Raw genomic sequence first — 23811 nt, 5'->3', positions numbered from 1 at the left:
AGTCCTGGCGCGCCGTACTCGAACCCGGGGCCTGTACCATATCGGGATGACAGTTCGGGTCCGCCCCCGCAAACCACCCGGTTCCGGCTTGTGGATAACTCATTTGAGTTGACCAATCAACGATTTGTTAGGCGTACCGGCGGTTTCAGGCCGGGACGTTTCAGATCGTGATGTTCAATTTCCGGGCCAGCGATTCCAGTTCGCCGCGGATGGAGCCGGACGACGAACCGAGCAGGTTGGCCATGCCGCGCCGGGCGGCGGGCAGATCGGCCGACAGGATCATCCGCTTGACCGGTCCCACCCCGCCCGCGGGGGCCGACAGGCGGGTGTAGCCCAGCGTCAGCAGGGCGAACGCCTCCAGCGGCCGGCCCGCCAGTTCGCCGCAAACCGAAACCGGGGTGCCGGTGTCGGCGCATTTCTTCTGGATCTCGGCCAGGGCCCTCAACGCCGGCGGCGACAGCGGATCGTAGCGGTCCGAGACCAGCGGATTGGTCCGGTCGGCGGCGAACATGTACTGGAACAGGTCATTGGTGCCGATCGAGACGAAGTCCGTCAGCGGCAGCAGGGCGTCGAGGTGCCACAGCAGGGACGGGCATTCGATCATCGCCCCGACCCGCAGCAGGGCCGGCAGCGCCCGTCCCCGCCGCCTGGCCCAGGCGCATTCGACATCGACCAGATCGCGGGCGGCGCGGAACTCGTCGACCGTGGCGATCATCGGGAACATGACCCGCAGCTCGCGCCCGGCCGCGGCGGTCAGCAGCGCCCGCAGCTGGAGCCGCAGCAGGCCCGGCCGGTCAAGGCCGAGACGTATGGCCCGGCGGCCCAGGGCGGGGTTCTCCTCCCGCTCGGTCACCAGATAGGGCAGGACCTTGTCGCCGCCGATGTCGAGGGTGCGGAAGGTGACCGGGCGGTCGCCCGCCGTGTCCAGCACCAGCTTGTAGAGCGCCGCCTGGCTGTCGAGGCGCGGCAGCTCCTCCGAGACCATGAACTGGAATTCGGTGCGGAACAGGCCGATGCCCTCGGCGCCGGTGGCGTCGAGGTTCTCCAGGTCGACGGCGAGGCCGGCGTTGGTCAGCAGGGTGATGCGCGTTCCGTCGAGCGTGACGGCGGCCACGTCGCGCAGGCGGGTGAACTCGGCCTGCCGCTCGCTGCGCACCTCCATCCGCGACTGGACCGCGGCCAGCATGTCGGGGCGCGGCCGCAGATAGGTCTCGCCGGTCTCGCCGTCGACGATGACCAGATCGCCTTCGGAGAGGCGGTCGCGCAGGCCCATCAGACGGCCGACGCAGGGGATTTGCAGGGCCCGGGCCACGATGGCGGCGTGGCTGGCCGCCGACCCTTCCTCGAGCAGCAGCCCCCTCAGCTTGTGCCGCGGGTATTCCAGCAGATCGGCGGGCCCCAGGTTGCGCGCGACCAGGATGGCGTCGTCGGGCAGGTCCCGCTCGCCGGGCCGGTCGCCCGCCAGTAGCCGGAGCAGCCGGTTGGCCAGATCCTCGAAGTCGTGCAGCCGCTCGCGGATGTAGGGGTCGCGCGCGGTGGCGAAGCGGGCGCGGTGTTCGTTGCGGACCCGGTCGACGGCGGCCTCGGCGGTCAGGCCGGTGCGCACCGCCTCCTCCAGCGACCGGTTCCAGCCCCGGTCGTCGGCGAACATGCGGTAGGTTTCCAGGACCTCGAACGAGGTTCCCGCCAGCTTGCCCTGCCCGCCTTCCAGCAGGGAATCGATATTCGCCTTGAGAGCGGTCAGCGCCTCGCGCAGGCGGATCTCCTCGGCCTGCTGGTCCTCGGCCAGCAGATTCTCCGGCGGCACCGGAGCCTCGTGCAGGACGACGTGGCCGTAGGCCAGACCCTCGGCGAAGCGCTGGCCCTTGAGCCGCTCGGGCCGGTGCGGCGCGACCTCGATGTCGCGCAGCTCATCCTGGGCCAGCAGTTCGCCAGAGGCCACGGTCTCGGCCAGGACCATGGCGATGGTCTGGATGTCCTCGACCTCTTCCTCGTCGTAGCGGCGCTCGGACCGGTTCTGGACGACGAGCACGCCGATGGCCCGGCCGCCGCGCAGCAGGGGTGCGCCGAGGAAGGCGTGATAGGGGTCTTCGCCGGTCTCGGGCCGGTAGGCGAAGCTGGGGTGCGACGGGGCGTCGGACAGGCTGATCGGCTCGGCCGTCCGCGCCACCTCGCCGACCAGGCCCTCGCCGGGCCGCAGGCGGGTGTTGTGCACGGCTTCCGGCTTCAGGCCCTGGGTGGCGAACAGCTCCAGTTCGCCGGACGCGCGCCGCAGATAGATCGAGCAGACCTCGGCCACCATCGACTGGGCGATGATGCGGACGACGGTGTCGAGCCGTTGCTGCGCCGGCGCCGCCCCCGCCATCGCCTCGCGGATCTGGCGAAGGAGGTTCCGCGGCCCCCTCGTCGTCAATCCGCCAACCGGCATGGCCCCTCCAACAGATCAGCGCCGCAGATGGGCGCCGCCAGGCTTCGTTTCTAGACTGCTTCCAGACCGTAGGCCGAATGAAGCGCACGAACGGCCAGTTCGGCATAGGCCGCGTCGATCAATACGCTGATCTTGATCTCCGAGGTCGAGATGGCCTGGAACTTCACGCCCTTGTCGGCCAGGGCCCGGAACATGGTCTGGGCCACCCCGGCGTGGCTGCGCATGCCGACCCCGACCACCGACACCTTGGCCACGTCCTCGTCGACGCGCAGTTCCTCGAACCCGATCTCGTGCTGGGCCGCGCGCATCAGCTCGGCCGCCCGCTGGGCGTCGCGCCGGCCCGTGGTGAAGGTCAGGTTGACCGCCCCCTCGGTGCGGGCCTGGCTCTGCACGATCATGTCGACATTGACGTTGGCTTCGGCCAGCCGGGTGAAGACGTCGGCCGGCGCCTCGACCCGGTCCGACAGCCCCAGCAGGGTGATGCGGGCCTCGTCGCGGCTCATGGTCACGCCGGATACGATGCGTTTCTCCACGATTTCCTCCTCGTCGCAGATCAGGGTGCCGGACTTGGCGGGCAGGACGCCGTTCTCGTCGGGTTCGATAAAGCTGGACAGGACCCGCACCGGGACCTGTTTCGCCATGGCCAGCTCCACCGAGCGGGTCTGCAGCACCTTGGCCCCGAGCGAGGCCATCTCCAGCATCTCCTCATAGGAGACCTTTTCGAGGCGGCGGGCCCGGGACTCGATGCGCGGGTCGGTGGTGTAGACGCCGTCCACGTCGGTGTAGATGTCGCAGGCGCAGCCCAGCGCCGCGGCCACGGCCACCGCCGAGGTGTCCGAGCCGCCGCGGCCCAGTGTCGTGATCCGGCCGTCGCGCGTGACGCCCTGGAAGCCGGGCACCACGGCGATCTCGCCCCGGTCCAGCGCCGCGCCGAGCACCTCGCCCGGCACGTCCTCGATGCGGGCGCGTCCGTGGGCGTCGTCGGTCAGGATCGGAATCTGCCAGCCCATCCAGCTGCGCGCGTTCAGCCCCATGTTTCGCAAGGTCAGCGCCAGCAGGCCCGAGGTCACCTGCTCGCCCGAGGCGACCACGACGTCGTACTCGTCGTCCGAAAGTTCGATGCCCTGGTCCGCCAGGGACGGAGCGGGGCGACCCGCGCCATCGGTCCACGCGACCAGCTCATTGGTCTTGCCGGCCATGGCCGACACCACCACGGCGACCTTCATGCCCGCGGCGGCCTCGGCGGCGATGATGCGCGCGGCGCGGCGGATGCGCTCAAGGTCGCCCATCGAGGTGCCGCCGAACTTCATCACCAGTCGCGTCGTAGCGGGCCGCGTCATCGTGGCGTATCGCCCCATCTTGCGTGGACGGCCGCGCGGGTTCATCCCTCGGCCCATGGTCGCTTCTAACGACACGGTATCGGCGCGCAAACCCCAAAGCGGCGGGGAATTCGACGAGCGCGCGGCGGGACCGTCGATCGATCCGGCCGACGTGGCCCGTTTCTCCGCCCGGGCGGCGGAATGGTGGGACGCGCGCGGCCCGTTCGCGCCGTTGCACAGGTTCAATCCGGCCCGCCTCGCCTTCGTCCGCGACCGTGTCGCCGAACGCTTCGGCCGGAACATCCGGAGCCGCGAACCCTTCGCCGGCCTGACCCTGCTCGACGTCGGCTGCGGCGGCGGCCTGATCGCAGAACCGATGCGGCGTCTCGGCTTTGAGGTGACCGCCATCGACGCCTCGTCTGAAAACATCGGCACGGCCCGGGTCCATGCGGACCAGCAGGGCCTCGACATCGGCTACCGCGCGGCCACGGTCGAACAGCTGGAGACGGAGGGGGCCGGCCCGTTCGATGTCGTCCTGACCCTGGAGGTGATCGAGCACGTCGCCGATCCCGAGGCCTTCATCCGCACCTGCGCCCGGCTGGTGAAGCCCGGCGGCCTGATGATCGTCGCCACCCTCAACCGGACCCTGAAGTCCCTCGCCCTCGGCAAGGTCGCGGCGGAGTATGTGCTGCGCTGGGTCCCCGCCGGCACCCACGACTGGCGCCAGTTCCTCAAGCCGGACGAGATCCGGTTGATGCTGTCGGAGGAGCCGGTGGCGGTCAGCGGCCCGTATGGTCTGGTCTACAATCCCCTGACCGACCGCTGGAGCGAGAGCGACGACGCCGGGATCAACTATATGATGGTCGCCACCCGCGACTGAACATCAGTCATGTTCACCGACCGCATGAATCTTCATGGTCGACCTGATCGAAATCGCCGCGCTTTTCATGGTCGAAATCGTCGGGAACTGGCTGAACGCGGTTCATGGGGCGTTCATGGACCTGACCTCGAAGTAACGGGACAGCCAAGCTTGGCAGTGGGATGAGGATGAAGTCCTCAACCTCCCCACCGGAGCTGTTCATGAACCGCCTTCTTATCCTCACCGCCCTGTCCGCCAGCCTGATGGCCTCGGCCTGCGTCACCGTCATCGACGCTTCCGACAGCGACGACGCCTGGCACGGCAACAACGCCCAGCCGTTCGACGAAGCCCGCTCATCCTGCCGCGCCTCGGCCGGCAACGGCCACGGCGACGCCTTCCGCGACTGCATGGCCGGCAAGGGCTGGACCCGCAGCTAGGCGATCAGAGGCGGCGGAGCATATAGCGGGCGTCCGGCCCGTAGGTTTGTAGCTTCGCCGCCATCTCCGCCGTCTCGACGACCGCGAAACCCTGCCCCTCCCAGAAGGGCGCGGCGTCGTTGACGGCGACAAGAGCCAGGGCCGGCCAGCCGGCGGCCCGGGCCTCCCCGGCCAGCCGCTCCACGATCGGTCGCGCGCAGCCCCGCCCCCGGACATCGGGATGCAGGGCGAGGTCGTGCAGGTACATCACCTGCGCATCGCCGGGGATCGCCTCGATCAGGGTGTTCAACGCCGGCGCGTCATTGGCCCGCCATGGGTAGGCGACCAGGTACCCCTTCGCCGCGCCGTCCGCGCCGGCCAGCACGAAACAGCCGGACGGGGTCAGCGCAAGACGGTTGGCGAAACACTCCAGACCCTCGAAATGATCCGGAAAGCCGATGACCGCGATCTGCGCCACCGCGTCGAGATCGGCGACCGTCATCGGCCGCCATGTCAGGCCGGACAGCGGGTGTTCAGCGGGGCCGTCCTGAAGTTCCATTCCATGCTCCGCGCCTGCCCCTCGATCTCGCCCTCGATCCGGGCCTTCAGGGCGTTCCCGTCGCGTTCATAGATGACGCGGGTGGGAAAGTCGTTTTGCGGATTGGCGAACACGGCCCGGCCCGGCCCGCTCTCGACCAGCACGAAGGCTGTGGGGGGCGCTCCGCCCGGCTGGGCGACATAGGCGAAGCCCTGCGGCGTCGGGCCGATATGCGAGACCTCGAACGCGGCCTCGCCGTCTGACACGGTCACGGCGTGGCCGACGCTGAGTCCGGCGCGCGGATCGCTCCAGGTTTCCGAGGCCTCGCGGCCGCCGGAACAGTCGAGCCAGTAGCCGGCCATCCACGACAGGTCGGGCGGTGACGCGGGCGGCGTCTGGATCAGCAGCGCGGCGAAAAGGGCGGCGGTCGGCATCGGCGAGGTCTCCCGTGGTTCAGCGCCACCCTAGTGCGGCGACAGCGGGCCCGGCTTGTAGGATTGCGACGCGAGGCTGCGCGCCAGCCCGACCTGCTCGCGGGCCCACTCCGTCGCCGTACAGCCGAGGAAGCGGCGGAAATCCCGGGCCATCTGCGGCTGATCGAAGTACCCCGCCCCCAGCCCCGCCTCCAGCCAGCCGGCGGCCCCGGGTGCGGCGGCCAGGTCGAACACCCGGCGGAAGCGCAGGATCGATCGCAGCAGACGCGGCGGCACGCCCACCCGGTCGCGGAAGCGGCGCTGCAGGGCGCGGTGCTCTGCGGGCGAGCGCGCATCCCCCGGCCGTTCGTCCCCGGCCGCCGCCTCGATCCCGGCGCGCACCACCGGGTCGAGGGACCAGTGCCCGGCGCGGCGTTGCTCCTCGAGCCAGCGGACCATGACCTCCACCTGCGCCGCCGGATCGCCGGCTGCAGGACGCACCTCCGCCGTTCGCGCCACCATGTCCAGACGCCGGTCGGTGGCCTGGGCCAGCGGGACGCCCAGCCAGTCGCGGGCGCCGTCGGGCTCGAAGCGGACGGCCACCAGTTCGACCGGGCCGACGGGGCGCAGGGCCAGCGGCCGTGTCATCTGGCCCGCGAACAGGGCCCGGGGCTGAAGGCGAAAGACGCCGTCCGCGCCCTGCTCCTCGTAGGGGGCGCCGATGTCGACGATCAGTTCGGGGCAGCCGTCGGGCGCGATGCGCTGCACCGTCGGCTCCGGCGCCGGGGCGGCATAGGTCCAGAGGGTGCGCACGAACGGGCGCAGCGAGGCGGGCGGCTCGAACTCCTGATAGCGCTCCCCCTCCCCCGGCACGGCGCTTCAGTTCAGCCTGGTCGGATCAGGCGGCAGCGGCGGCAGGGGCGCGCAGGGCACGCCGTCGTCCTTGAGCTTTTTCACCTCGGCGGGCGTGGCCTCGCCGTAGATTTCGCGCTTCTCCGAGCGGCCCTCGTGGATATCCCGCGCCTCGCGGGCGAAGGCGTCGCCGACATAGTCGAAATTCTGCTCGACGTGGCTGCGGACCTCGCGGGCGACCTGCATCATCATGCTCTGCATCTTCGCCGGGTCCGGGGCCGCGGCGGACTTGCGGGTCCCGGCGACGGCGGGAGCCATGATCTGTTTGCTGACCGCATGCGAGCCGCAGACGGGGCATTCGACCAGCCCCCGCTCCGCCTGGTCGTCATAGTCGGCCGAGGCTCCGAACCAGGCTTCGAAGCCGTGGCCGTGGTCACACTGGAGGGCGTAGCGGATCATGCGGGCGGCGCGAATTCGCGGTCGTGGGTCAGCTGGGGCACGGCCGCGCGGGCCCGCGTCACCGCGTCCAGATCCAGCGTGGCGAACAGCACGCCGGGCTCGTCGTGATCCAGCCTGGCCACCACCTCGCCCCACGGCGCCACGACCATCGAATGGCCCCAGGTGCGGCGGCCGTCCTCGTGCTCGCCCGCCTGGGCCGGGGCCAGGACGTAAGCCCCGGTCTCGATGGCCCGGGCGCGCAGCAGGGTCTCCCAGTGCGCCTCGCCGGTCGGCACGGTGAAGGCGGCCGGCACGGCGATCATCGCCGCCCCCGCCTTGGCCAGGGCCCGGTGCAGCTGCGGGAAGCGGATGTCGTAGCAGATGGTCAGGCCCAGCCTGCCCCAAGGCGTCCCGGCGACCACGGCGCCGTCGCCGGGCCGAACCGAGGCGCTCTCGCGCCAGCGCTCGCCGGTGGGCAGGTCGACATCATAGACGTGCAGCTTGTCATAGGTGGCGGCCACCTCGCCGGTATCGTCGATCAGCAGCGACCGGTTGGCGGCGCGGTCATCGCCGGCGTGGCCGGACTTCACGATCGCCGAGCCGATCAGCAGCCAGACACCCAGTTCGCGAGCCAGGGCGCGCAGCTTGCCGACGACCACGTCGCGGTCCTGGGTCTCCAGCACCGCCTCGCGGCGAGCCCGGTCCTGGATCAGGAAATTGGTCGCTTCGGGCGTCAGGATCAGCTTCGCCCCGCCGACCGCAGCCTCGCGGATCATCGGCTCCACATGGGCATAGGCCGCCTCCGGGCTGGCCGGGGTGCGGGTCTGGATCAGGGCGACGGGGAGCATGGTCATCAGGCCGCCAGCAATGGGTCCAGCTCGCCGCGCCGGTCAAGGGCGCGCAGGTCGTCGGACCCGCCAATATGCTTTCCGTCGATGAAGATCTGCGGAAAGGTCATGCGGCCGCCGGATCGCTGGATCATTTCCTGCTTCCTCGCCGGATCGTTGGAGGCGACGATCTCGGTATAGTTCACGCCCTTTTCGTCGAGCAGGGCCATGGCCGCGTAGCAGTAGCCGCAACCGGGTTTTGTGTAGATGACGACGTCGACCAAGGGGGGCTCCAGGTTTCTGTAACCGCTATGTAGGCAATTCCCGCGCCGTGCGCACCCGGGCGATGACCGCCAGATCGACGGCGCGGGCGCCGGCCTCGAGCAGCGCGTGGGCGCAGGCCTCGGCGGTGGCGCCCGTGGTCAACACGTCGTCGACCAGAAGGATGCGGCGGCCCTTGATTCTCCGGCGCCCCTCCTCGGTGACGGCGAAGGCCTTCCTGACGTTCAGCCGCCGTCCGCGGGCCGATTTGCCGCCCTGGGTCGTCGTGTGGGTCTGCCGGACCAGGGCGTCGGGCAGATAGTCGAGACCGGCTCCGCGGGCCAGCGGCCGGGCGATCTCCGCGGCCTGGTTGAAGCGGCGCGACAGCAGCCGGAACCGGTGCAGCGGCACGGGAGCCACCGCGTCGGCCTCCTCCAGCAAGGGCGCGGCCGAACGGCTCAGCCAGCGGGCGAACAGCGGCGCGAACGGCTGGTGGTCGCCGTGCTTGAATTTCAGGATCAGGCCCCGCGACGCCTCGTCGTAGACGCAGGCCGCCCGCGCCCGGGCGAAGGCGTAGGGCCGGGCCAGGCAGGCGGCGCAGCGCGGCGAGGCGAAGACCCCGCCGTCCATCTCGAACCCGGCGCCGCAGCCGTCGCAGACCGGGTCCTCGAGGAAGGTCACCCGCGTCCAGGCGTCCGGCGTCAGTCCGGCCGAGGCGGCGGCCTCCGGGCTGTCATGGGCCAGGGGCGGCATCAACAGGTCGGCCGCGCCCCGACCCAGCGCGCGCAGCCCGAGCGCGACCCGCGACCGGCCCGCTTCCAATCGCTCGCGCCAACCCCCATCCTGATGAGCCATGAGCGCCTCCCCCGGTCCCCCCGAGATTTTCGACAGCCGACGCCGCGCGGCGAAGCTTGCGCGCGGGGAGAAGGCCTTCGCCGCCGCCGACTTCCTGCACGTCCGGGCCGCCGAGAACGCGGTGAACAGCCTGGAGGTCATCCTGCGCGACTTTCCGGAAGCCGTCGACCTGTCGGCCCGGCCCGGCCCGTTCGCGCGGTTGCTGGCCGACACCATCGCCGCCGGACGGGTCGGCGCGGTGCGGGTCCCGGGCGACGAGGCGGCGCGGGCGGCGCCCGGCGCGGCGCCGCTGGGTCTGCCGGACCAGTCGCAGGACCTGATCGTCTCGCTGATGAGCCTGCACTGGGCCAACGACCTGCCGGGCGCCCTGGCGCAGATCCGCCGCGCCCTGCGGCCCGACGGACTGTTTCTCGGGACCCTGCTCGGGGCCGGAACGCTGAAGGAGCTGCGCACGGTGCTGACCGAGGCGGAGCTGGAGGTGCGCGGCGGGGCCCAGGCCCGGGTGTCGCCCTTCGCCGACGGGTTCGACGGCGCCGCCCTGCTTCAGAGGGCCGGTTTCGCCCTGCCCGTCTCGGACGTCGACCGGCTGACCGTGCGCTATCCCGACCTGTACGCCCTCGTGCGGGATCTGCGGGCCATGGGCGAGACCAATGCGCTGGCCGGCGCGATCCGGCCCATGACCCGCGGCCTGCTGGCGCGGACGGCGGAGCTCTACGCCGAGCGCTTCGCAGACGCCGACGGGCGCATCCGGGCCACGTTCGAGATCGTCCATCTGGCCGGCTGGGCGCCCCACGAGAGCCAGCAGAAGCCCCTGCCGCGGGGATCGGCCAAGGTCCGGCTGGCGGACGCCCTGGGCGTCAGGGAATGGACGGGCGAGGAAGACTGACGGAGGCCGGCCCGGACTCAGGTCGCGCCGATCGCCGCCGCCAGCTTGGTCATGGCGGCGTTGAACGTCCCCGAGCCGGCGCTGGCGAAGGCGGTGATGCCGGACAGGGCCACCAGGAAGACCAGGGCAATGATCAGACCGTACTCGAGCGCGGTCGCGCCGCGTTCATCGGCCAGGAACCGGGAGAGCAGAGCTCGCATGGCCCCCTCCTTCGGCGGCTAGAGGAGATCGCGCAACCAGGCGACCAGGGGTTCGTCGGCCGGAGGCATCGGGTAGTCGGCCAACCGGTCGGGCCGCACCCATTTCAGAGCCGCGTGCTCGCGGTTCCGAACCACCCCCGACCAGCGTCGGCATAGGTACAAAGGCATAAGAAGGTGAAATGAATCGTAAGCGTGGCTGGTGAAGACGAAGGGCGCCAGGCAGGCCTCGTTCACGTCGATGTCCAGCTCTTCCTTCAACTCCCGGATCAGCGCCGCCTCGGGACGCTCGCCGGGTTCGATCTTTCCGCCCGGGAATTCCCACAGCCCGGCCAGCTGCTTGCCTTCGGGCCGCTGGGCGATCAGCACCCGCCCTTCGGCGTCGATCAGGGCCACGGCGACGACGAGGATGGTCGGGAGGGCCGCTTTATGCGCAGCAGGTCCAACAGCGACGAGGCACTCTCCGCCGGAAAGCGTGCGCGGCTCGACATGGACGAGGTCGCCGGGTTGAAACGCCCACTGCTCGTCGTCGGAAATGAGTTGATCGGCGATCCTGTAAGTCGTGTCGTCGAGGCGGTGAGCGTTCACCGGCCGCCAGACGTTAGTCCCCTCATCCTCCAGCGGCACGTATATCGTGGCGGCGACCTCGCTCACGAGCGATAGTCGCCGTTGATCTCGACGTAGCGCTTGGTCAGATCGCAGGTCCACACCGTCGCCGAGGCGCGGCCAGAACCCACGTCGACGGTGATGTCGATCTCGGCGTTCTTCATATAGGCGCTCATTTTCGTCTCGTCGTAGGTCGGCGAGGGGGCGCCGTCGATCGCCGCCACATGGGGTCCGAAGCGGATCGCCAGCCGGTCGCGGTCGACCGGCTCCTCGGTCTTGCCGACGGCCATCACCACCCGGCCCCAGTTGGCGTCCTCGCCGGCGAGGGCGGTCTTGACCAGCGGGCTGTCGGCGATCGACTTGGCCAGCTTGCGGGCCGAGCCGGGGCTGGCCGCGCCGTCGACGGTGATCTTGACGAATTTGGTCGCCCCCTCGCCGTCGCGAACCAGCTGGTGGGCGAGATCCAGCATGACCTGGTCCAGCGCGCGCGAGAAATCCTTCAGCCGCCGGTCGCCGACCCGGCCGATGCGCGGCGCGCCGGAGGCCCCCGTGGCGAACAACAGGCAGGTGTCGTTGGTCGAGGTGTCCCCGTCGACCGTCACGCTGTTGAAGGTGGTGCGGACGTGCAGGCCCAGCATGGCGCGCAACACATTCTGATGAATGTCGGCGTCGGTGACGATGAAGGCCAGCATGGTCGCCATGTCCGGCGCGATCATGCCGGACCCCTTGGCGATCCCGGCGATCCTGACCTTGTGGCCCTCGATCTCGCACTCGGCGAACGCGCCCTTGGGGAAGGTGTCGGTGGTCATGATGCCCTGTCCGGCCTTCGCCCAGCCGTCGGCGTCCAGCCCGGCTTCGATGTCGTGCAGGCGGGCGGCGATCTTGCGGTCGTCGAGCAGCACGCCGATGACCCCGGTCGAGGCCAGCATCACGTCGCGCTGGCGGCAGCCGAAGCGTTTGGCGACCTCGGAGGCCGTCCGGCGGGCGGCGTCCGCCCCCGCCTTGCCGGTGAAGGCGTTGGCGCAGCCGGCGTTGACCACCAGCGCCCGCACGTCGGAGCCGCCGCCTTCGGCGTCCAGATGCCGCCGGCACCAGTCCACCGGCGCCGAGCCCACCTTGTGCCGCGTGAACACCCCGGCGCAGGTGGTGCCGCGGGCGAAGCTGAACACCACCAGGTCGTCGCGCTCATGCTTGTAGAATCCGGCCCGGGCGGTGGCGATCTCCACGCCCGCGATCGGCGGGATATCCGGAAACGGCACGGCCAGGGGCGACACCTGCAGGCCCGGCTTGCCCGGGACGGCCGCCGGACGGGCCGGCGTGGTGGCGCGCTTCAGCGCCGTGGTCAGCGGGTCCAGCGCCTTCTCCAGCGCCTGTTCGATCTTCTGGCCGGTCGAGCCCCGGCCGCCTTCGGGCGAGCGGCTCATGATTTTTTCGCGGGCGCGGGGGCGGCGGGGGCGGGCGTCGCCGGCGCCGGCGCGGCCGGGGCGGTCGTCGCCGGGGCGGCGGCCGGCGCCTTCACCGGGGCCGACGCCGGTTCCCGCGAGGCGGAGTCGCCGTTCAGCAGCACGTCGACCTCGGCCTTGCCGCGAAGCTGCTCCAGCAGCTGGCGGACTCCCTCGTAGGTCAGGTAGCGCACGATCTGCGGACGCGCCTGCTCCAGCGTCGGGGGCGTTTCCCGGCGGCGGTCCTCGATCCGCAGCACGGCCCAGCCGCCCTCGGTCTGGAACGGCCCGACGGTCGAGCCGGCCGGCCGGTCGCGCAGGGCGTCGGCATAGGCCTGCGGCAGAACGTCCAGCGTCGCATAGCCGAGGTCGCCGCCGGAGAACCGGGTCGCCTCGTCGATCGAGCGCTGCTGCGCCACCGCCTCGAAGGCCGCGCCCTGGGCCAGCAGGCCGATGACGGCGTCGGCTTCCTCGCGGGTCCGCGACAGGATCAGCCGGCTGCGAATTTCCTCAGAGGTCTCGGCCAGCCGGACCTGCTCGCGGTATATGGTCTCGACCGCCTTGTCGTCGATCGTGCCGTTGACGACGGTTTCGACCAGCATGTCCCCGAGGATGCGCTCGCGCGTGGCGGCCAGCCGCCGCTGCGCCAGGGCGGAATTGTCCAGCCCGCGGCGCTCGGCCTCGCGCGCCAGAAGCTTCTGGTCGATGACCTCGTGCAGCACCTGGCGGAACAGGTCCGAGGTGACGTCCAGCGGCTCGCCCTCTCCGACGAGACCCTGCGCCACCGCCTCGCGCTTGACGTCGGAGGCCCAGATGGTCTCGTCCTGAACCTTGGCCACGGCCCGGTCGCCCGCCTCGGGAGGCCGGTCGGCGCCGCCGCCGCGCCCGCAGGCGGAGACGGCGAGGACGACCGCCAGCAGCACCGGGAACAGGGCGCGGGCCGAAATCCGGGACTGGATGAGGCTCATTTCGGGGCAAGCTCCGTCACGGGCGGCAAAGGCCCTCGCGTTGACAGGGATAAGGCCGGTGCTTAAGTCCCGCCTGCGCCCAAGTCGAGGGGTTTTCGAACGTTCGCGCGACCCTTGCGCGCGCCTGAGACAGGCGCACCGGGTCGCCGCCGCCGAGGCCTCGCCCGGCGCATCATAGCCGCCGCTCCTTCGGGACCGTTCCAGTACCAGAGCCCCAGCCGCTCGCCCGCCTTCGGATCATTCATGCTCGGCATCGCCAAGAAGATTTTCGGCTCCTCCAACGACCGCAAGGTCAAGGACTTCATGGGCCGGGTGCAGAAGATCAATGCGCTCGAGAACAAGTTCGCCGCCCTGTCGGACGACGAACTGCGCATGATGACGGACGCGTTCCGCGACCGGATCGCGGCCGGCGAGACGCTCGACAAACTGCTCAACGAGGCCTTCGCCGTCGTCCGCGAAGCCTCCAAGCGCGTCCTCGGCCAGCGCCAGTACGACGTCCAGCTCACCGGCGGCATGATCCTGCACGACGGCGGCATCGCCGAGATGCGGACCGGCGAGGGCAAGACCCTGGTCGCCGTGGCCCCGGTGTACCTGAACGCCCTGCTCGGCAAGGGCGTGCACGTCATCACCGTCAACGACTACCTGGCCCGGCGCGACGCCGAGTGGATGGGGCGCGTCTACCGCTTCCTCGGCATGGACGTCGGCGTCATCGTCAACGGCCTGTCGTCGGGCCAGCGCCAGGCCGCCTATGCGGCGGACATCACCTACGGCACCAACAACGAGTTCGGCTTCGACTATCTGCGCGACAACCTGGTCTACGACCGGCGCGAGATGGTCCAGCGCCCCCACCATTTCGCCATCGTCGACGAGGTCGACTCCATCCTGATCGACGAGGCGCGCACGCCGTTGATCATCTCGGGCCCGACCGAGGACCGGTCGGACCTCTATCTGATCGTCGACGGCATCATCAAGGACCTGATCCAGGACAAGACCACCTTCGACCTCGACGAGAAGCAGAAGCAGGCCCTGCTGACCGAGGAAGGCTCCGAGAAGATCGAGGAGATCATGGAGGCGCGCGGCCTGTTCGCCGCCGACACCACCAGCCTGTACAACCCCGCCAACATCAGCCTGGTCCACCACATCAACCAGGCCCTGCGCGCCAACACTTTGTATCAAAAGGACAAAGACTACATCATCAAGGCCGGCGAGGTGATGCTCATCGACGAGTTCACCGGTCGGATGATGCAGGGCCGGCGGCTGTCCGAGGGGCTGCACCAGGCCATCGAGGCCAAGGAAGGCGTCAAGATCCAGCCCGAGAACCAGACCCTGGCCTCGGTGACCATCCAGAACTATTTCCGCCTCTACGAGAAGCTGTCCGGAATGACCGGCACGGCGGCGACCGAGGCCCAGGAATTCCTCGACATCTACAAGATGGATGTCCTCGAGGTGCCGACCAACCGGCCCGTCAGGCGCATCGACCACGACGACGAGATCTTCCGCACCGCCGCCGAGAAGAACCAGGCCATCGCCGGCCTGATCGCGGACTGCCACGTCAAGGGCCAGCCCATCCTGGTCGGCACCGTCTCGATCGAGAAGTCCGAGACCCTGTCCGAACTGCTCAAGACCTACGAGTACGAGGTCCCGGTCAAGACGCTGAAGCCGCAGCATCAGCACCTGCTCGAGAAGGTCGCCAGCGACGACGAGAAGGTCCGGCGCGAGGCGAAGAAGGCGTACCAGGCGCTGAAGGACGAAGACTTCGACATCGACATCAAGCGCGGCAAGGGCATTCCGCACAGCGTCCTGAACGCCCGTCAGCACGAGCAGGAGGCCTTCATCGTCGCCGACGCCGGCCTGCCCGGCGTGGTGACGATCGCCACCAACATGGCCGGCCGCGGCACCGACATCCAGCTCGGCGGCAACCTGGAAATGAAGCTGCAGAAGTGGCGGCAGGAGCAGCGCAACCTCGCCGTCGAGGTCACGCCGGAGATGGAAGCCGCCATCGAGGTCGAGTTCAAGGCCGAGATCGCCGTCCAGAGAGCGAAGTCGCTGGCCGCCGGCGGCCTGTTCGTGCTCGGCACCGAGCGCCACGAGAGCCGCCGCATCGACAACCAGCTGCGCGGACGCACCGGCCGCCAGGGCGACCCCGGCACGTCGAAATTCTTCCTGTCCTGCGAGGACGACCTGCTGCGCATCTTCGCCGGCGACCGCCTGGACGCCATCATGCGCAGCTTCGGCGTGGCCGAGGGCGAGGCCATCAGCCACCCGTGGCTGAACCGCGCGGTCGAGACCGCCCAGAAGCGCGTCGAGACCCGCAACTACGACATCCGCAAGAATCTGCTCAAATACGACGACGTCGTGAACGACCAGCGCAAGGCCGTGTTCGAGCAGCGCCAGGAATTCATGGACGCCACGGATCTGTCCGAACTGGTCGCCGAATTCCGCAACGACGTGATCACCGACCTGATCGACAAGCATATGCCGCCCAAGGCCTATGCCGAGCAGTGGGACATCGACGGTCTGAACGAGAAGGTGAAGGCGACCCTCGGCCTCGACCTGCCGCTCCATGACTGGGCCGCCGAGGAAGGCGTCTCGAACGAGGAGATCGAGGAGCGGCTGATGGCCGCCGCCGACGCCCGCGCCGTCGAACGGCTGGAGCTGATCGGCGCCGAGCAGACCCGCGGTCTGGAGCGGCAGATCATGCTCCAGATGATCGACCAGAGCTGGCGCGAGCACCTGGTGCACCTCGACCATCTGCGCGGCGTCATCGGCCTGCGCGGCTACGGCCAGCGCGATCCGCTGAACGAGTACAAGACCGAGGCCTTCAACCTGTTCGAGACGCTGCTCTACGAGCTGCGCCACAACGTCACCCGCTGGCTGATGACGGTTGAATTCCGCTTCGAAACCGCGCCGCCGATGGAGCTGCCGGAGTTCCAGGAGATCCACCTGAACCCGGGCACCGGCGAGAACGAGATGGCCGATCCCATGGCCCAGCTGCCCGAGGGCATGCTGCAGGGCGAGGATCGCGCCCGCCTGCCGGTCGAGATGCTGCCCGTCGGCTGGGAACGGACGCCGCGCAACGCCGACTGCCCCTGCGGCTCGGGCCGCAAGTTCAAGCACTGCCACGGAAGCCTCATTTAGGGGCGCGCTCACGACGCGGTCGCTCGCTGCTTGAGCGCGGGACCGCGCCTCGCTATCGACCGTCCGTGACCTGGTTCGACGGGAGAGATTGATGGCCGCTCGCAAGGACCTGTTCTCCCGCGCCCTGTCGCTCGACCCCGAGCGGCTGCATTTCGCGGCCCACAGCCACCACCTGTGGCCGGACGCCTCGTTCGACGGGCAGGTGCGGGCCTGGGTCGAGGCGAACAGGTTCGCCGACCGGAAATGGGACCTGATCTTCGGCGAGGTCGTGCCCGAGGCCCAGGGTCACGTCGCCCGCGAACTGAACCTGCCGTCGCCCGACACGGTGGTGTTCGCGCCCAACACCCACGACTTCCTGCTGCGTATCTTTTCCGGCTTCGAGAAGAAGCCGGTCCGCATCCTGTCCACCGACGGCGAATTCCATTCCTTTCGCCGCCAGGCCCAACGCTGGGAGGAAGCCGGCGAGGCCGTGGTGACCCCCGTGCCCCTGCATCCGTTCGACAGCTTCGACGACCGCTTCGTCGAGGCTGCCCGGAGTGGCGGCTTCGACTGGATCCTGGTCAGCCAGATCTTCTTCAAGACCGGCCAGGCGTTCAGCCGGCTGGCCGATCTGGCGGCGCTGGCCGATCCGGCCGGGCCGTGGGTGATCGTCGACGGCTACCACGGCTTCATGGCCGCGCCGACGGACCTGTCGGCCGTCGCGGACCGGCTTTTCTACGTCACCGGGGGCTACAAATACGCCATGTCCGGCGAGGGCGCGGGCATATTGCACGCGCCGGACGGCTTCTGCCCCCGCCCGGTGGCGACCGGCTGGTTCGCGGAGTTCGGCGATCTGATGGGCCGCCCCGAGGATGTTCAGTACCGCGGCGACGCCGGCCGTTTCTGGGGCGCCACCTTCGACGCCACGCCGCTCTACCGCTTCAACGGCGTGCGCCGGATGCTGGACGAGGCCGGCCTGACCACGGCGGCGATCGCCGATCATGCGCGCGGCCTGATGCGCCGGTTCCAGGACGCGGTCGCGGCCGGAGAGGCCGGGGGGCTGGGCGAGGCCGAGCTGATCAACCCCATCGCCAACGAGCCCGCCCGGGCCCGCTTCCTGGCCTTCCGCCACAAGGACGCCCAGGCATGGCGGGCGCGGCTGCTGGCGGCGAACGTGGTCACCGACGTGCGCGACGACACCATCCGCTTCGGCTTCGGCCTCTATCAGGACGAGGCGGACGTCGAGCGTCTGGCCGCGGTCTGCAAACGGGTGCTCTGACCAGCGTCAGAAGAAGGTGGTGTCTTCGGTCCGCTTTGGCTCGGGGGCCTTGCGCGGCGCCGGCGGCGCAGCCGTACCAGGCGCCGGCGTGACTCCGGGCGCGGGAAGCGGCTGCCCGTCGGCCGGCGGGATCGGCGGCAGCGCCGGATAGGGCAGGCTCTCGGGGCTGCCGTCGCCCGGCCAGGCCACCGGCGGCTGGGTTCCGTCCGCCACCGAAGGCGGCTCGACCCGGTCCGGCGCGTCGAGGTCGTCGCGCACGAAGGCCCACGACCGGCTGTCGGAACAGGCGCAGGCCTTCATATAGCCCCCGCGGTCGCGCCAGATGATCAGCGGGTACCGGGTCTGCAGTCCAGCGCCGCGCAGTTCCTCGCTGAGGCCGGACGCGAAATCGCGGCCCGCCTCGACTACGGCGGTCCTTGCCAGGCTGCCGTCTGCGGCGGGGACGCCCGCGGCGGTCCAGTTGTTCGACGGGGTGGCGGTCCAGCGCTGATAAAGGGTCCAGTCGCGGGTCAGCCACAGCTCGGCCACCGTGGCCCGTTCTGCGGCCGTGGAGCGGCTCAGACCCTCCCGGTCGGAACGGGCGAAGATGATGATCCGCACCTCGACCCCGGCGGCGCGCAGCTTGGGCGCCTCCTCGCGCTCGTAGCGCTGCATGGCCGCCGAGTCGCGATAGCCGATGATGTACAGCGGCTCGCCCCCGCCCCCGGACGACAGCCACGACGCCTCGTCCAGCAGCCGCTGGATCGCGGCCTGGTTCCGGGTCACCGTCACCGGCTGGAAGCGGGCGTAGAAGTGCTGATAGGCCCAGAAGGCGCCGATCGCGAGGACCAGGCCGATCAGGGCCGCGAGAGCCGACCAGACGAAAAAGCGACGCATACGGGAGAGCGCTCCAGCTTCACTGTTCAGACAGTCTAACGCCTAGCACCGAATTGCGATGCCACGAACGCCGCAGAGGCGAACGCTACCCCATCGTCGGGATGACGAAGCTGGAGTCCGCGTGCTCCAGTTCGCTGTCCGGCCAGCGGGCGGTGACGGTCTTGACCTTGGTCCAGAACTTCACCCCCTCCATGCCGTGCTGGTTGGTGTCGCCAAAGGCCGAGCGCTTCCAGCCGCCGAAGGTGTGGTAGGCGACCGGCACCGGGATGGGGACGTTGATGCCGACCATGCCGACATTGACCCGGGCGGCGAAGTCGCGGGCCGCGCGGCCGTTCTGGGTGAAGATGGCGACGCCGTTGCCGTACTGGTGCTTCGACGGCAGCGACAGGGCCTCCTCGAAGCTGGCGGCGCGGACGATTTGCAGCACCGGGCCGAAGATCTCCTCCTTGTAGGACTCCATCTCCGGGGTGACGTGGTCGAACAGCGACGGACCGATGAAATAGCCCTTCTCATGGCCCTGAAGGCTGAAGTTGCGGCCGTCGACGACCAGTTCGGCCCCGTCCTTGACGCCCTGTTCGATCCAGCCTTCGACGCGGGCCTTGTGCTGGGCGGTGACCACCGGGCCGTAGTGGGCCCCGGCGTCGGTCGAGACGCCGACCCGCATCGACGGGATCTCGGCGACCATGCGCTCGCGCAGTTCGTCGGCGGTTTTCTTGCCGACGGGAACGACGACGGGGAGAGCCATGCAGCGCTCGCCGGCCGAGCCGTAGGCCGCGCCCGACAGGTCCTTGATCACCTGGTCCATGTCGGCGTCGGGCAGGACGATGCCGTGGTTCTTGGCCCCGCCCATGGCCTGGACCCGCTTATGGTTGGCCGCGCCGGTCTGATAGACGTAGTGGGCGATGTCGGACGAGCCGACGAAGCTGACGGCGTGGATCAGCGGATGGGTCAGGATGGCGTCGACCGCCGCCTTGTCGCCGTGCACCACGTTCAGCACGCCCGCCGGCGCGCCGGCCTCCATCATCATCTCGGCGAGGCGCACCGGCACCGACGGATCGCGCTCGCTGGGCTTGAGGATGAAGGTGTTGCCGACGGCGATGGCCACGCCGAACATCCACATCGGGATCATGGCCGGGAAGTTGAACGGGGTGATGCCCGCCACCACGCCCAGCGGCTGGCGCATCGAATAGACATCGATGCCCGGGCCGGCGCCCCAGGTGTATTCGCCCTTCAGCGCGTGCGGGATGCCGCAGGCGAATTCGATGACCTCCAGCCCGCGCTGGATGTCGCCTTTCGAGTCGGCGATGACCTTGCCGTGCTCCGAGCTGAGCAGTTCGGCCAGTTCATTGACGTTGGCCTCGACCAGCCGCTTGAACTCGAACATCACACGCGCGCGGCGCTGGGGATTGGTCGAGGACCAGCCGTCGAAGGCGTTCTGGGCCGCCTGCACGGCCCGGTCCATCTCGGCGACCGAGGCCAGCTGCACCCGCGCCTGCACCTCGCCGGTGTTGGGATTGAACACGTCGGAGAAGCGGCCCGAGGCGCCCGTGAACGAGGCGCCGTCGATGAAATGGTTGATCTCGCGCATGCTGAAGCGTTTCCCTGAAGTGCCGGCTTGTTCTGGTTGGCGCGCGGTTTAGCCCGCCCGAAGGGCTCGCGCCAGTGCCCGGCCCCGGGTCACACCGACGCGTCGAACAGGGCGTCGCGGGCCACATCGGCCTTCAGCATGGGGAAGAAGTGGGTGCCGCCGTGCACCGTCTCGACGGTCACATGCGGCAGTCCCCGTGGCCTGGCGGGGACATGGCAGGTCGAGCCGGCCTCGGCCTTGAGAATGCGCACCGGCCCCCGGAAGGCGCGCATCGCCCGCCACGGATCGTGGGCGTGGACGGCGTAGCTCGACGCCTCCCAGCGCGGCTCGCAGGCCAGCGCCAGTCCGTCTTCCGTCTCGCGCAGGCCGTCGGCGAGATAGTCGGCGATCATCATCTCGGGCCAGCCCCGGAAGGCGCCGCGGCCGCGGTAGCTGTCCAGGGCCTGCTCGCGGCTGTCGAACCGGTTGCGGCGGGCCAGGGCGTTGCGCACCAGCGGATGTCGGCCCGGCAGCCGGTCCAGCAGCGGCAGATGGAACGCCATCACGGACAGCCTCCCCCAGATCACCGGATCCATCAGCAGCAGGCGGGACACCCGGCCGGGCCGTTCGGCGGCGGCCAGAAGCGACGCCGTCCCGCCCATCGAATGGCCGGCCAGGACCACCGGCGGCCCATCCAGCGCATCCAGCAGCGAAACCAGGTCGTCCCTGTGGTCGCCCCAGCCGCGCCGTCCCTCCGGCTCGGCGGGCAGACGGGTGGCCCCGTGCCCGCGCAGATCCGGCGCCCATATCCGCAGACTGCCCGACAGGGGCGCCAGCAGGCTCCGGTAGGTCATGGCGTTGAAGCCATTGGCGTGGACGAAGACCAGATCGACCGGCCGTTTGACGTCGCCGAAATCCAGCACGCTCATCTGGCCCGCGCCCCACCGGTTGTTCACCGGCAGGCTCAGGCGACGGGGCGGGGAGAGCCGGATCGCGTCCATAGGGGCGAGATAGGGGGCGGCGCCGAAGATTGCCAGCGGCCCGCCGAGATGGGCGGAGAGGTTATTGGCAGGCCGGACAGCGCCCATGAGCCTCGATCGTGGTGCGCTCGATGGCGTAGCCGGCGGCGTCGGCGGCCCGGCCCAGGTCGCCTGCGACCGGCGAGGACACCTCTTCCGTCGCCCCGCAACAGTCGCAAATCAGGAAGGCCGCGGCGTGGTCGCGCCCCCCCGAGGTGCAGGCGACATAGGCGCTGATGGAGGCGATGCGGTGCGCCAGTCCCTTGCGCTCGAGGAACTCCAGGGCGCGGTAGACGGTTGGCGGCTTGGCGGGTTGGCCGTCCTCGCCGAAGCGGGCGATCAGGTCGTAGGCCTTGACCGGCTCTCCGGCCTCCAGCAGCAGCGCCAGCACCCGCAGGCGGGCGGCCGTCATCCGCTCGCCCTCGGCGGTCAGGCGGGCGTCCACGGCGGCGAGGGCGCGTTCGACCTCGGCCTCGCCCGGCGGGCCGTCGGCATGATGATGGTGGCAGGCGTCGCCCATGGGCCACAGCTAATCGCTCGGCCGCCGCGCCGCAACGGCAGGGTTGACGACTTGTGATGTTATCTCATAACACTGCCGCTCCCGATATCGAGGCCGCTGCATGATTTCCCACCGCTCCCTTCTCCTCGCCGCCGCCGGCTGGGCAGCCTTCGGCGGGGTCGCCGCCGCGCAGAGCCAGCCGGGGGAGCCGGCCTCCCGCGTCCAGGACGTCATCGTCACCGGGACGCCCTTCGGGGTCACCGACCGCGCCAGCCTTCTGGCGGTCGACGTGCTGGATGAAGAGGACCTGGCCGTGGCCCCCGCCGCCACGCTCGGCGATCTGGTCAACGGCCTGCCCGGCGTGCGCAGCACCAATTTCGCCCCGGGCGCCAGCCGCCCGGTGATCCGCGGCCTGTCAGGCCCCCGGGTGCAGGTCCTGACCAACGGCCTCGGCCTTATCGACGCCAGCTCGGTCTCGCCGGACCACCAGGTGGCGGTCGATCCGGCCGAGGCCCGCCGCATCGAGATCGTGCGCGGCCCCTCGACCCTGGTGTTCGGCGGTTCGGCCATCGGCGGCGTGGTCAACATCATCGACGACCGCATCCCGACGGAGCGGCCCGAGGGCCTCGAGGGCCACGTCTCGGCCCAGGCCTCGACGGTTGACGACGGTTCAAGCTTCGGCGCCCGGCTGAAGGCCAACGCCGGGCCGCTGGTCCTGACCCTCGACGGCTTCACCCGCGACGCCTCGGATTACGACGTCCCGGTGTTTCCGGAATCGCAACGCCTGCTCGACGAGGAGGGCGAGACGGCCGGCGATGAGCGCACCGTCGGGAACACCTTCGTCCAGCTCGACCAGTACGGCGCCGGCGCCAGCTGGATCGGGTCGCGCGGCTACATCGGGGTCTCGGCCAAGCACGTCGACACGACCTACGGCGTGCCCGGTCACGCGCACGAGCCCGACCCGCTCGATCCCGACGCGGAGGAAGAACACGTCTCGATCGGACTGGAACAGACCCGGTATGACCTGCGCGGCGAACTGACCTTCGCGACCGGCCCGTTCAGCGCCGCCCGCCTGTCCGCCGGCTGGGCCGACTACGCCCACACCGAGTTCGAGGGCGAGGAGGTCGGCACGCAATTCTTCTCGGACGGCGCCGAGGGCCGCTTCGAACTGATCCAGCGCGAACGCAACGGCTGGCAGGGCGTCGTCGGCGCCCAGCTTCTGGACCGCACCTTCGACGCCGTCGGGGACGAGGCCTATGTGCCGCGCACCGACATCAGCGAGCAGGGCCTCTACACCGTCCAGCGGTTCGACCGCGGCGGCCTCGGCTTCGAGGGCGGCCTGCGTCTCGACAAGCGCTCGCTGGAAAGCGTGGCGGCCGAACGCGACTTCACCAATGTCTCGGCCTCGGCCGGCGTGTTCTTCCGCCCCACCGGTCCGCTGTTCCTCGGCCTGAGCGTGGCCCGCAACGAGCGCGCGCCCAGCGAGGTCGAGCTGTTCGCCCAGGGCGCCCACGTCGCCACCGGCGCCTTCGAGGTCGGGGACATCGATCTCGACTCCGAGGTCGCGACATCGGTCGAGGCGACCCTGCATTTCGCCGAGGGACGGTTCGAAGCCGATCTGCACGCCTATGCGGCCGACTACGACGGCTTCATCGACCTTCGGCCGACCGGGGCGGACGACGTCGATTCCGGCCTGCCGATCTTCGAATACGTACAGACCAACGCCGAATTCCGGGGCTTCGAGGCGGAGGCCGAATACCGGCTCTGGGAGAGCGGGGATCGCGGCCTGACCCTCACCGGCGCCGCCGACTGGGTCCGGGCGACCACCGACCTCGGCCCCGCCGCGCGGATTCCGCCGTGGTCGGTGACCGCAGGCCTCGACTGGACCTCGCGCCGCTTCGACGCCGGGCTGGAGGTTCGCCACGTCGGCGAGCAGGACCGCACGGCCGCCTTCGAACGCCCGACCGACAGCTACACGCTCGTCAGCCTGAAAGGCGCGATCCGGCCGTTCGCGGACCGCAACGTCACCGTTTTCGCCGAGGCGTCCAACCTGACCGACGCCGAGGCGCGCGAACACGCCAGCTTCCAGAAGGACATCGCGCCGATGCCGGGACGCAACCTGCGAGCCGGGATCACCTGGCGTTTCTGA

The 23811-nt window shown here is 70.1% G+C and carries 23 protein-coding genes; 6 read left to right on the top strand and 17 right to left on the bottom strand.

What is annotated here, in order from left to right; translation table 11 throughout:
* Window positions 1-160: 160 nt before the first annotated feature.
* Together ptsP and VEB62_RS06240 are read right to left on the bottom strand one after the other, a co-directional pair.
* On the bottom strand, window positions 161-2365 hold the full coding sequence (ptsP, locus tag VEB62_RS06245) for a phosphoenolpyruvate--protein phosphotransferase (RefSeq protein ID WP_414641986.1): 2205 nt from the start codon (window positions 2363-2365) through the stop codon (window positions 161-163).
* Between the two features lie 113 nt (window positions 2366-2478).
* Window positions 2479-3768, bottom strand: coding sequence for an aspartate kinase (locus VEB62_RS06240; protein ID WP_324796864.1), 1290 nt, complete (start codon window positions 3766-3768; stop codon window positions 2479-2481).
* Between the two features lie 55 nt (window positions 3769-3823).
* Here VEB62_RS06240 and ubiG point away from each other — a divergent pair, with 55 nt between their 5' ends.
* Together ubiG and VEB62_RS06230 are read left to right on the top strand one after the other, a co-directional pair.
* Window positions 3824-4627, top strand: coding sequence for a bifunctional 2-polyprenyl-6-hydroxyphenol methylase/3-demethylubiquinol 3-O-methyltransferase UbiG (gene ubiG, locus VEB62_RS06235; protein WP_324796861.1), 804 nt, complete (start codon window positions 3824-3826; stop codon window positions 4625-4627).
* Window positions 4628-4827: 200 nt separating this feature from the next.
* Window positions 4828-5043 (top strand): hypothetical protein, encoded by a 216-nt coding sequence (locus VEB62_RS06230; RefSeq protein ID WP_324796858.1) that lies wholly within the window; start codon window positions 4828-4830, stop codon window positions 5041-5043.
* A gap of 4 nt (window positions 5044-5047) precedes the next feature.
* On the opposite strand, the gene VEB62_RS06225 is transcribed toward VEB62_RS06230, so the two are convergent.
* From VEB62_RS06225 to VEB62_RS06195, 7 genes are read right to left on the bottom strand one after another with little or no spacing between them, the layout of a single operon-like run.
* Window positions 5048-5581 (bottom strand): GNAT family N-acetyltransferase, encoded by a 534-nt coding sequence (locus tag VEB62_RS06225; RefSeq protein WP_324796856.1) that lies wholly within the window; start codon window positions 5579-5581, stop codon window positions 5048-5050.
* Window positions 5536-5994: a DUF6265 family protein gene (locus tag VEB62_RS06220; RefSeq protein ID WP_324796853.1), complete on the bottom strand. Its 459-nt coding sequence runs from the start codon at window positions 5992-5994 to the stop codon at window positions 5536-5538. Before VEB62_RS06220 ends, VEB62_RS06225 begins: the two co-directional genes overlap by 46 nt.
* 30 nt (window positions 5995-6024) lie before the next feature.
* The gene (locus VEB62_RS06215; RefSeq protein ID WP_324796850.1) at window positions 6025-6846 is read right to left on the bottom strand and encodes an AraC family transcriptional regulator; all 822 of its coding nucleotides are present in this window, start codon (window positions 6844-6846) and stop codon (window positions 6025-6027) included.
* A 6-nt stretch (window positions 6847-6852) separates the two neighbouring features.
* The gene (locus tag VEB62_RS06210; RefSeq protein ID WP_324796847.1) at window positions 6853-7284 is read right to left on the bottom strand and encodes a DUF1178 family protein; all 432 of its coding nucleotides are present in this window, start codon (window positions 7282-7284) and stop codon (window positions 6853-6855) included.
* Window positions 7281-8117 (bottom strand): carbon-nitrogen hydrolase family protein, encoded by an 837-nt coding sequence (locus VEB62_RS06205; protein ID WP_324796845.1) that lies wholly within the window; start codon window positions 8115-8117, stop codon window positions 7281-7283. Before VEB62_RS06205 ends, VEB62_RS06210 begins: the two co-directional genes overlap by 4 nt.
* Entirely contained in the window at window positions 8117-8374 is a 258-nt protein-coding gene (gene grxC, locus VEB62_RS06200; RefSeq protein WP_324796843.1) for a glutaredoxin 3, read from the bottom strand. The genes VEB62_RS06205 and grxC overlap by 1 nt, the downstream gene beginning before the upstream one ends.
* Before the next feature lie 25 nt (window positions 8375-8399).
* Window positions 8400-9206, bottom strand: coding sequence for a ComF family protein (locus tag VEB62_RS06195; RefSeq protein ID WP_324796841.1), 807 nt, complete (start codon window positions 9204-9206; stop codon window positions 8400-8402).
* Here VEB62_RS06195 and VEB62_RS06190 point away from each other — a divergent pair.
* The gene (locus VEB62_RS06190; protein ID WP_324796839.1) at window positions 9205-10092 is read left to right on the top strand and encodes a class I SAM-dependent methyltransferase; all 888 of its coding nucleotides are present in this window, start codon (window positions 9205-9207) and stop codon (window positions 10090-10092) included. The two genes, VEB62_RS06195 and VEB62_RS06190, sit on opposite strands and share 2 nt — an antisense overlap.
* A 17-nt stretch (window positions 10093-10109) precedes the next feature.
* Here VEB62_RS06190 and VEB62_RS06185 read toward each other — a convergent pair whose 3' ends face one another.
* The 4 genes from VEB62_RS06185 to VEB62_RS06170 form a co-directional block, all read right to left on the bottom strand.
* Window positions 10110-10292 (bottom strand): Flp family type IVb pilin, encoded by a 183-nt coding sequence (locus VEB62_RS06185; RefSeq protein WP_324796836.1) that lies wholly within the window; start codon window positions 10290-10292, stop codon window positions 10110-10112.
* Between the two features lie 18 nt (window positions 10293-10310).
* Complete coding sequence (locus VEB62_RS06180; RefSeq protein WP_324796906.1) at window positions 10311-10700, bottom strand: (deoxy)nucleoside triphosphate pyrophosphohydrolase; 390 nt, start codon at window positions 10698-10700, stop codon at window positions 10311-10313.
* Between the two features lie 239 nt (window positions 10701-10939).
* Window positions 10940-12319 carry a bifunctional glutamate N-acetyltransferase/amino-acid acetyltransferase ArgJ gene (gene argJ, locus VEB62_RS06175; protein ID WP_324796833.1) on the bottom strand — a complete coding sequence of 460 codons (1380 nt, stop codon included), beginning with the start codon at window positions 12317-12319 and terminating at the stop codon, window positions 10940-10942.
* Window positions 12316-13305 (bottom strand): peptidylprolyl isomerase, encoded by a 990-nt coding sequence (locus VEB62_RS06170; RefSeq protein WP_324796830.1) that lies wholly within the window; start codon window positions 13303-13305, stop codon window positions 12316-12318. Before VEB62_RS06170 ends, argJ begins: the two co-directional genes overlap by 4 nt.
* Window positions 13306-13548: 243 nt before the next feature.
* Here VEB62_RS06170 and secA point away from each other — a divergent pair, with 243 nt between their 5' ends.
* Both secA and VEB62_RS06160 read left to right on the top strand, forming a co-directional pair.
* On the top strand, window positions 13549-16443 hold the full coding sequence (gene secA, locus VEB62_RS06165; protein ID WP_324796828.1) for a preprotein translocase subunit SecA: 2895 nt from the start codon (window positions 13549-13551) through the stop codon (window positions 16441-16443).
* 91 nt (window positions 16444-16534) lie between these two features.
* On the top strand, window positions 16535-17701 hold the full coding sequence (locus tag VEB62_RS06160; RefSeq protein ID WP_324796826.1) for an aminotransferase class V-fold PLP-dependent enzyme: 1167 nt from the start codon (window positions 16535-16537) through the stop codon (window positions 17699-17701).
* 6 nt (window positions 17702-17707) lie between these two features.
* Here the strand turns inward: VEB62_RS06160 and VEB62_RS06155 are convergent, their stop codons facing one another.
* The 4 genes from VEB62_RS06155 to VEB62_RS06140 all read right to left on the bottom strand — a co-directional run bounded on the left by VEB62_RS06155 (window position 17708) and on the right by VEB62_RS06140 (window position 21683).
* The gene (locus VEB62_RS06155; protein ID WP_324796823.1) at window positions 17708-18577 is read right to left on the bottom strand and encodes a hypothetical protein; all 870 of its coding nucleotides are present in this window, start codon (window positions 18575-18577) and stop codon (window positions 17708-17710) included.
* Between the two features lie 85 nt (window positions 18578-18662).
* Window positions 18663-20165, bottom strand: a complete 1503-nt coding sequence (locus tag VEB62_RS06150) for a CoA-acylating methylmalonate-semialdehyde dehydrogenase (protein ID WP_324796820.1) — start codon at window positions 20163-20165, stop codon at window positions 18663-18665.
* Between the two features lie 89 nt (window positions 20166-20254).
* Window positions 20255-21145 (bottom strand): alpha/beta fold hydrolase, encoded by an 891-nt coding sequence (locus VEB62_RS06145; protein WP_324796818.1) that lies wholly within the window; start codon window positions 21143-21145, stop codon window positions 20255-20257.
* Window positions 21146-21206: 61 nt separating this feature from the next.
* Window positions 21207-21683 (bottom strand): Fur family transcriptional regulator, encoded by a 477-nt coding sequence (locus VEB62_RS06140; RefSeq protein ID WP_324796816.1) that lies wholly within the window; start codon window positions 21681-21683, stop codon window positions 21207-21209.
* Window positions 21684-21783: 100 nt separating this feature from the next.
* On the opposite strand from VEB62_RS06140, the gene VEB62_RS06135 reads away from it, so the two are divergent.
* Window positions 21784-23811, top strand: coding sequence for a TonB-dependent receptor domain-containing protein (locus VEB62_RS06135; RefSeq protein ID WP_324796814.1), 2028 nt, complete (start codon window positions 21784-21786; stop codon window positions 23809-23811).

It is taken from the genome of Brevundimonas sp., assembly GCF_035626975.1.
Taxonomy (GTDB): domain Bacteria; phylum Pseudomonadota; class Alphaproteobacteria; order Caulobacterales; family Caulobacteraceae; genus Brevundimonas.
The sequence above is the reverse complement of the archived record's forward strand: the minus strand, read 5'-3'. Positions and strand labels throughout refer to the sequence as shown.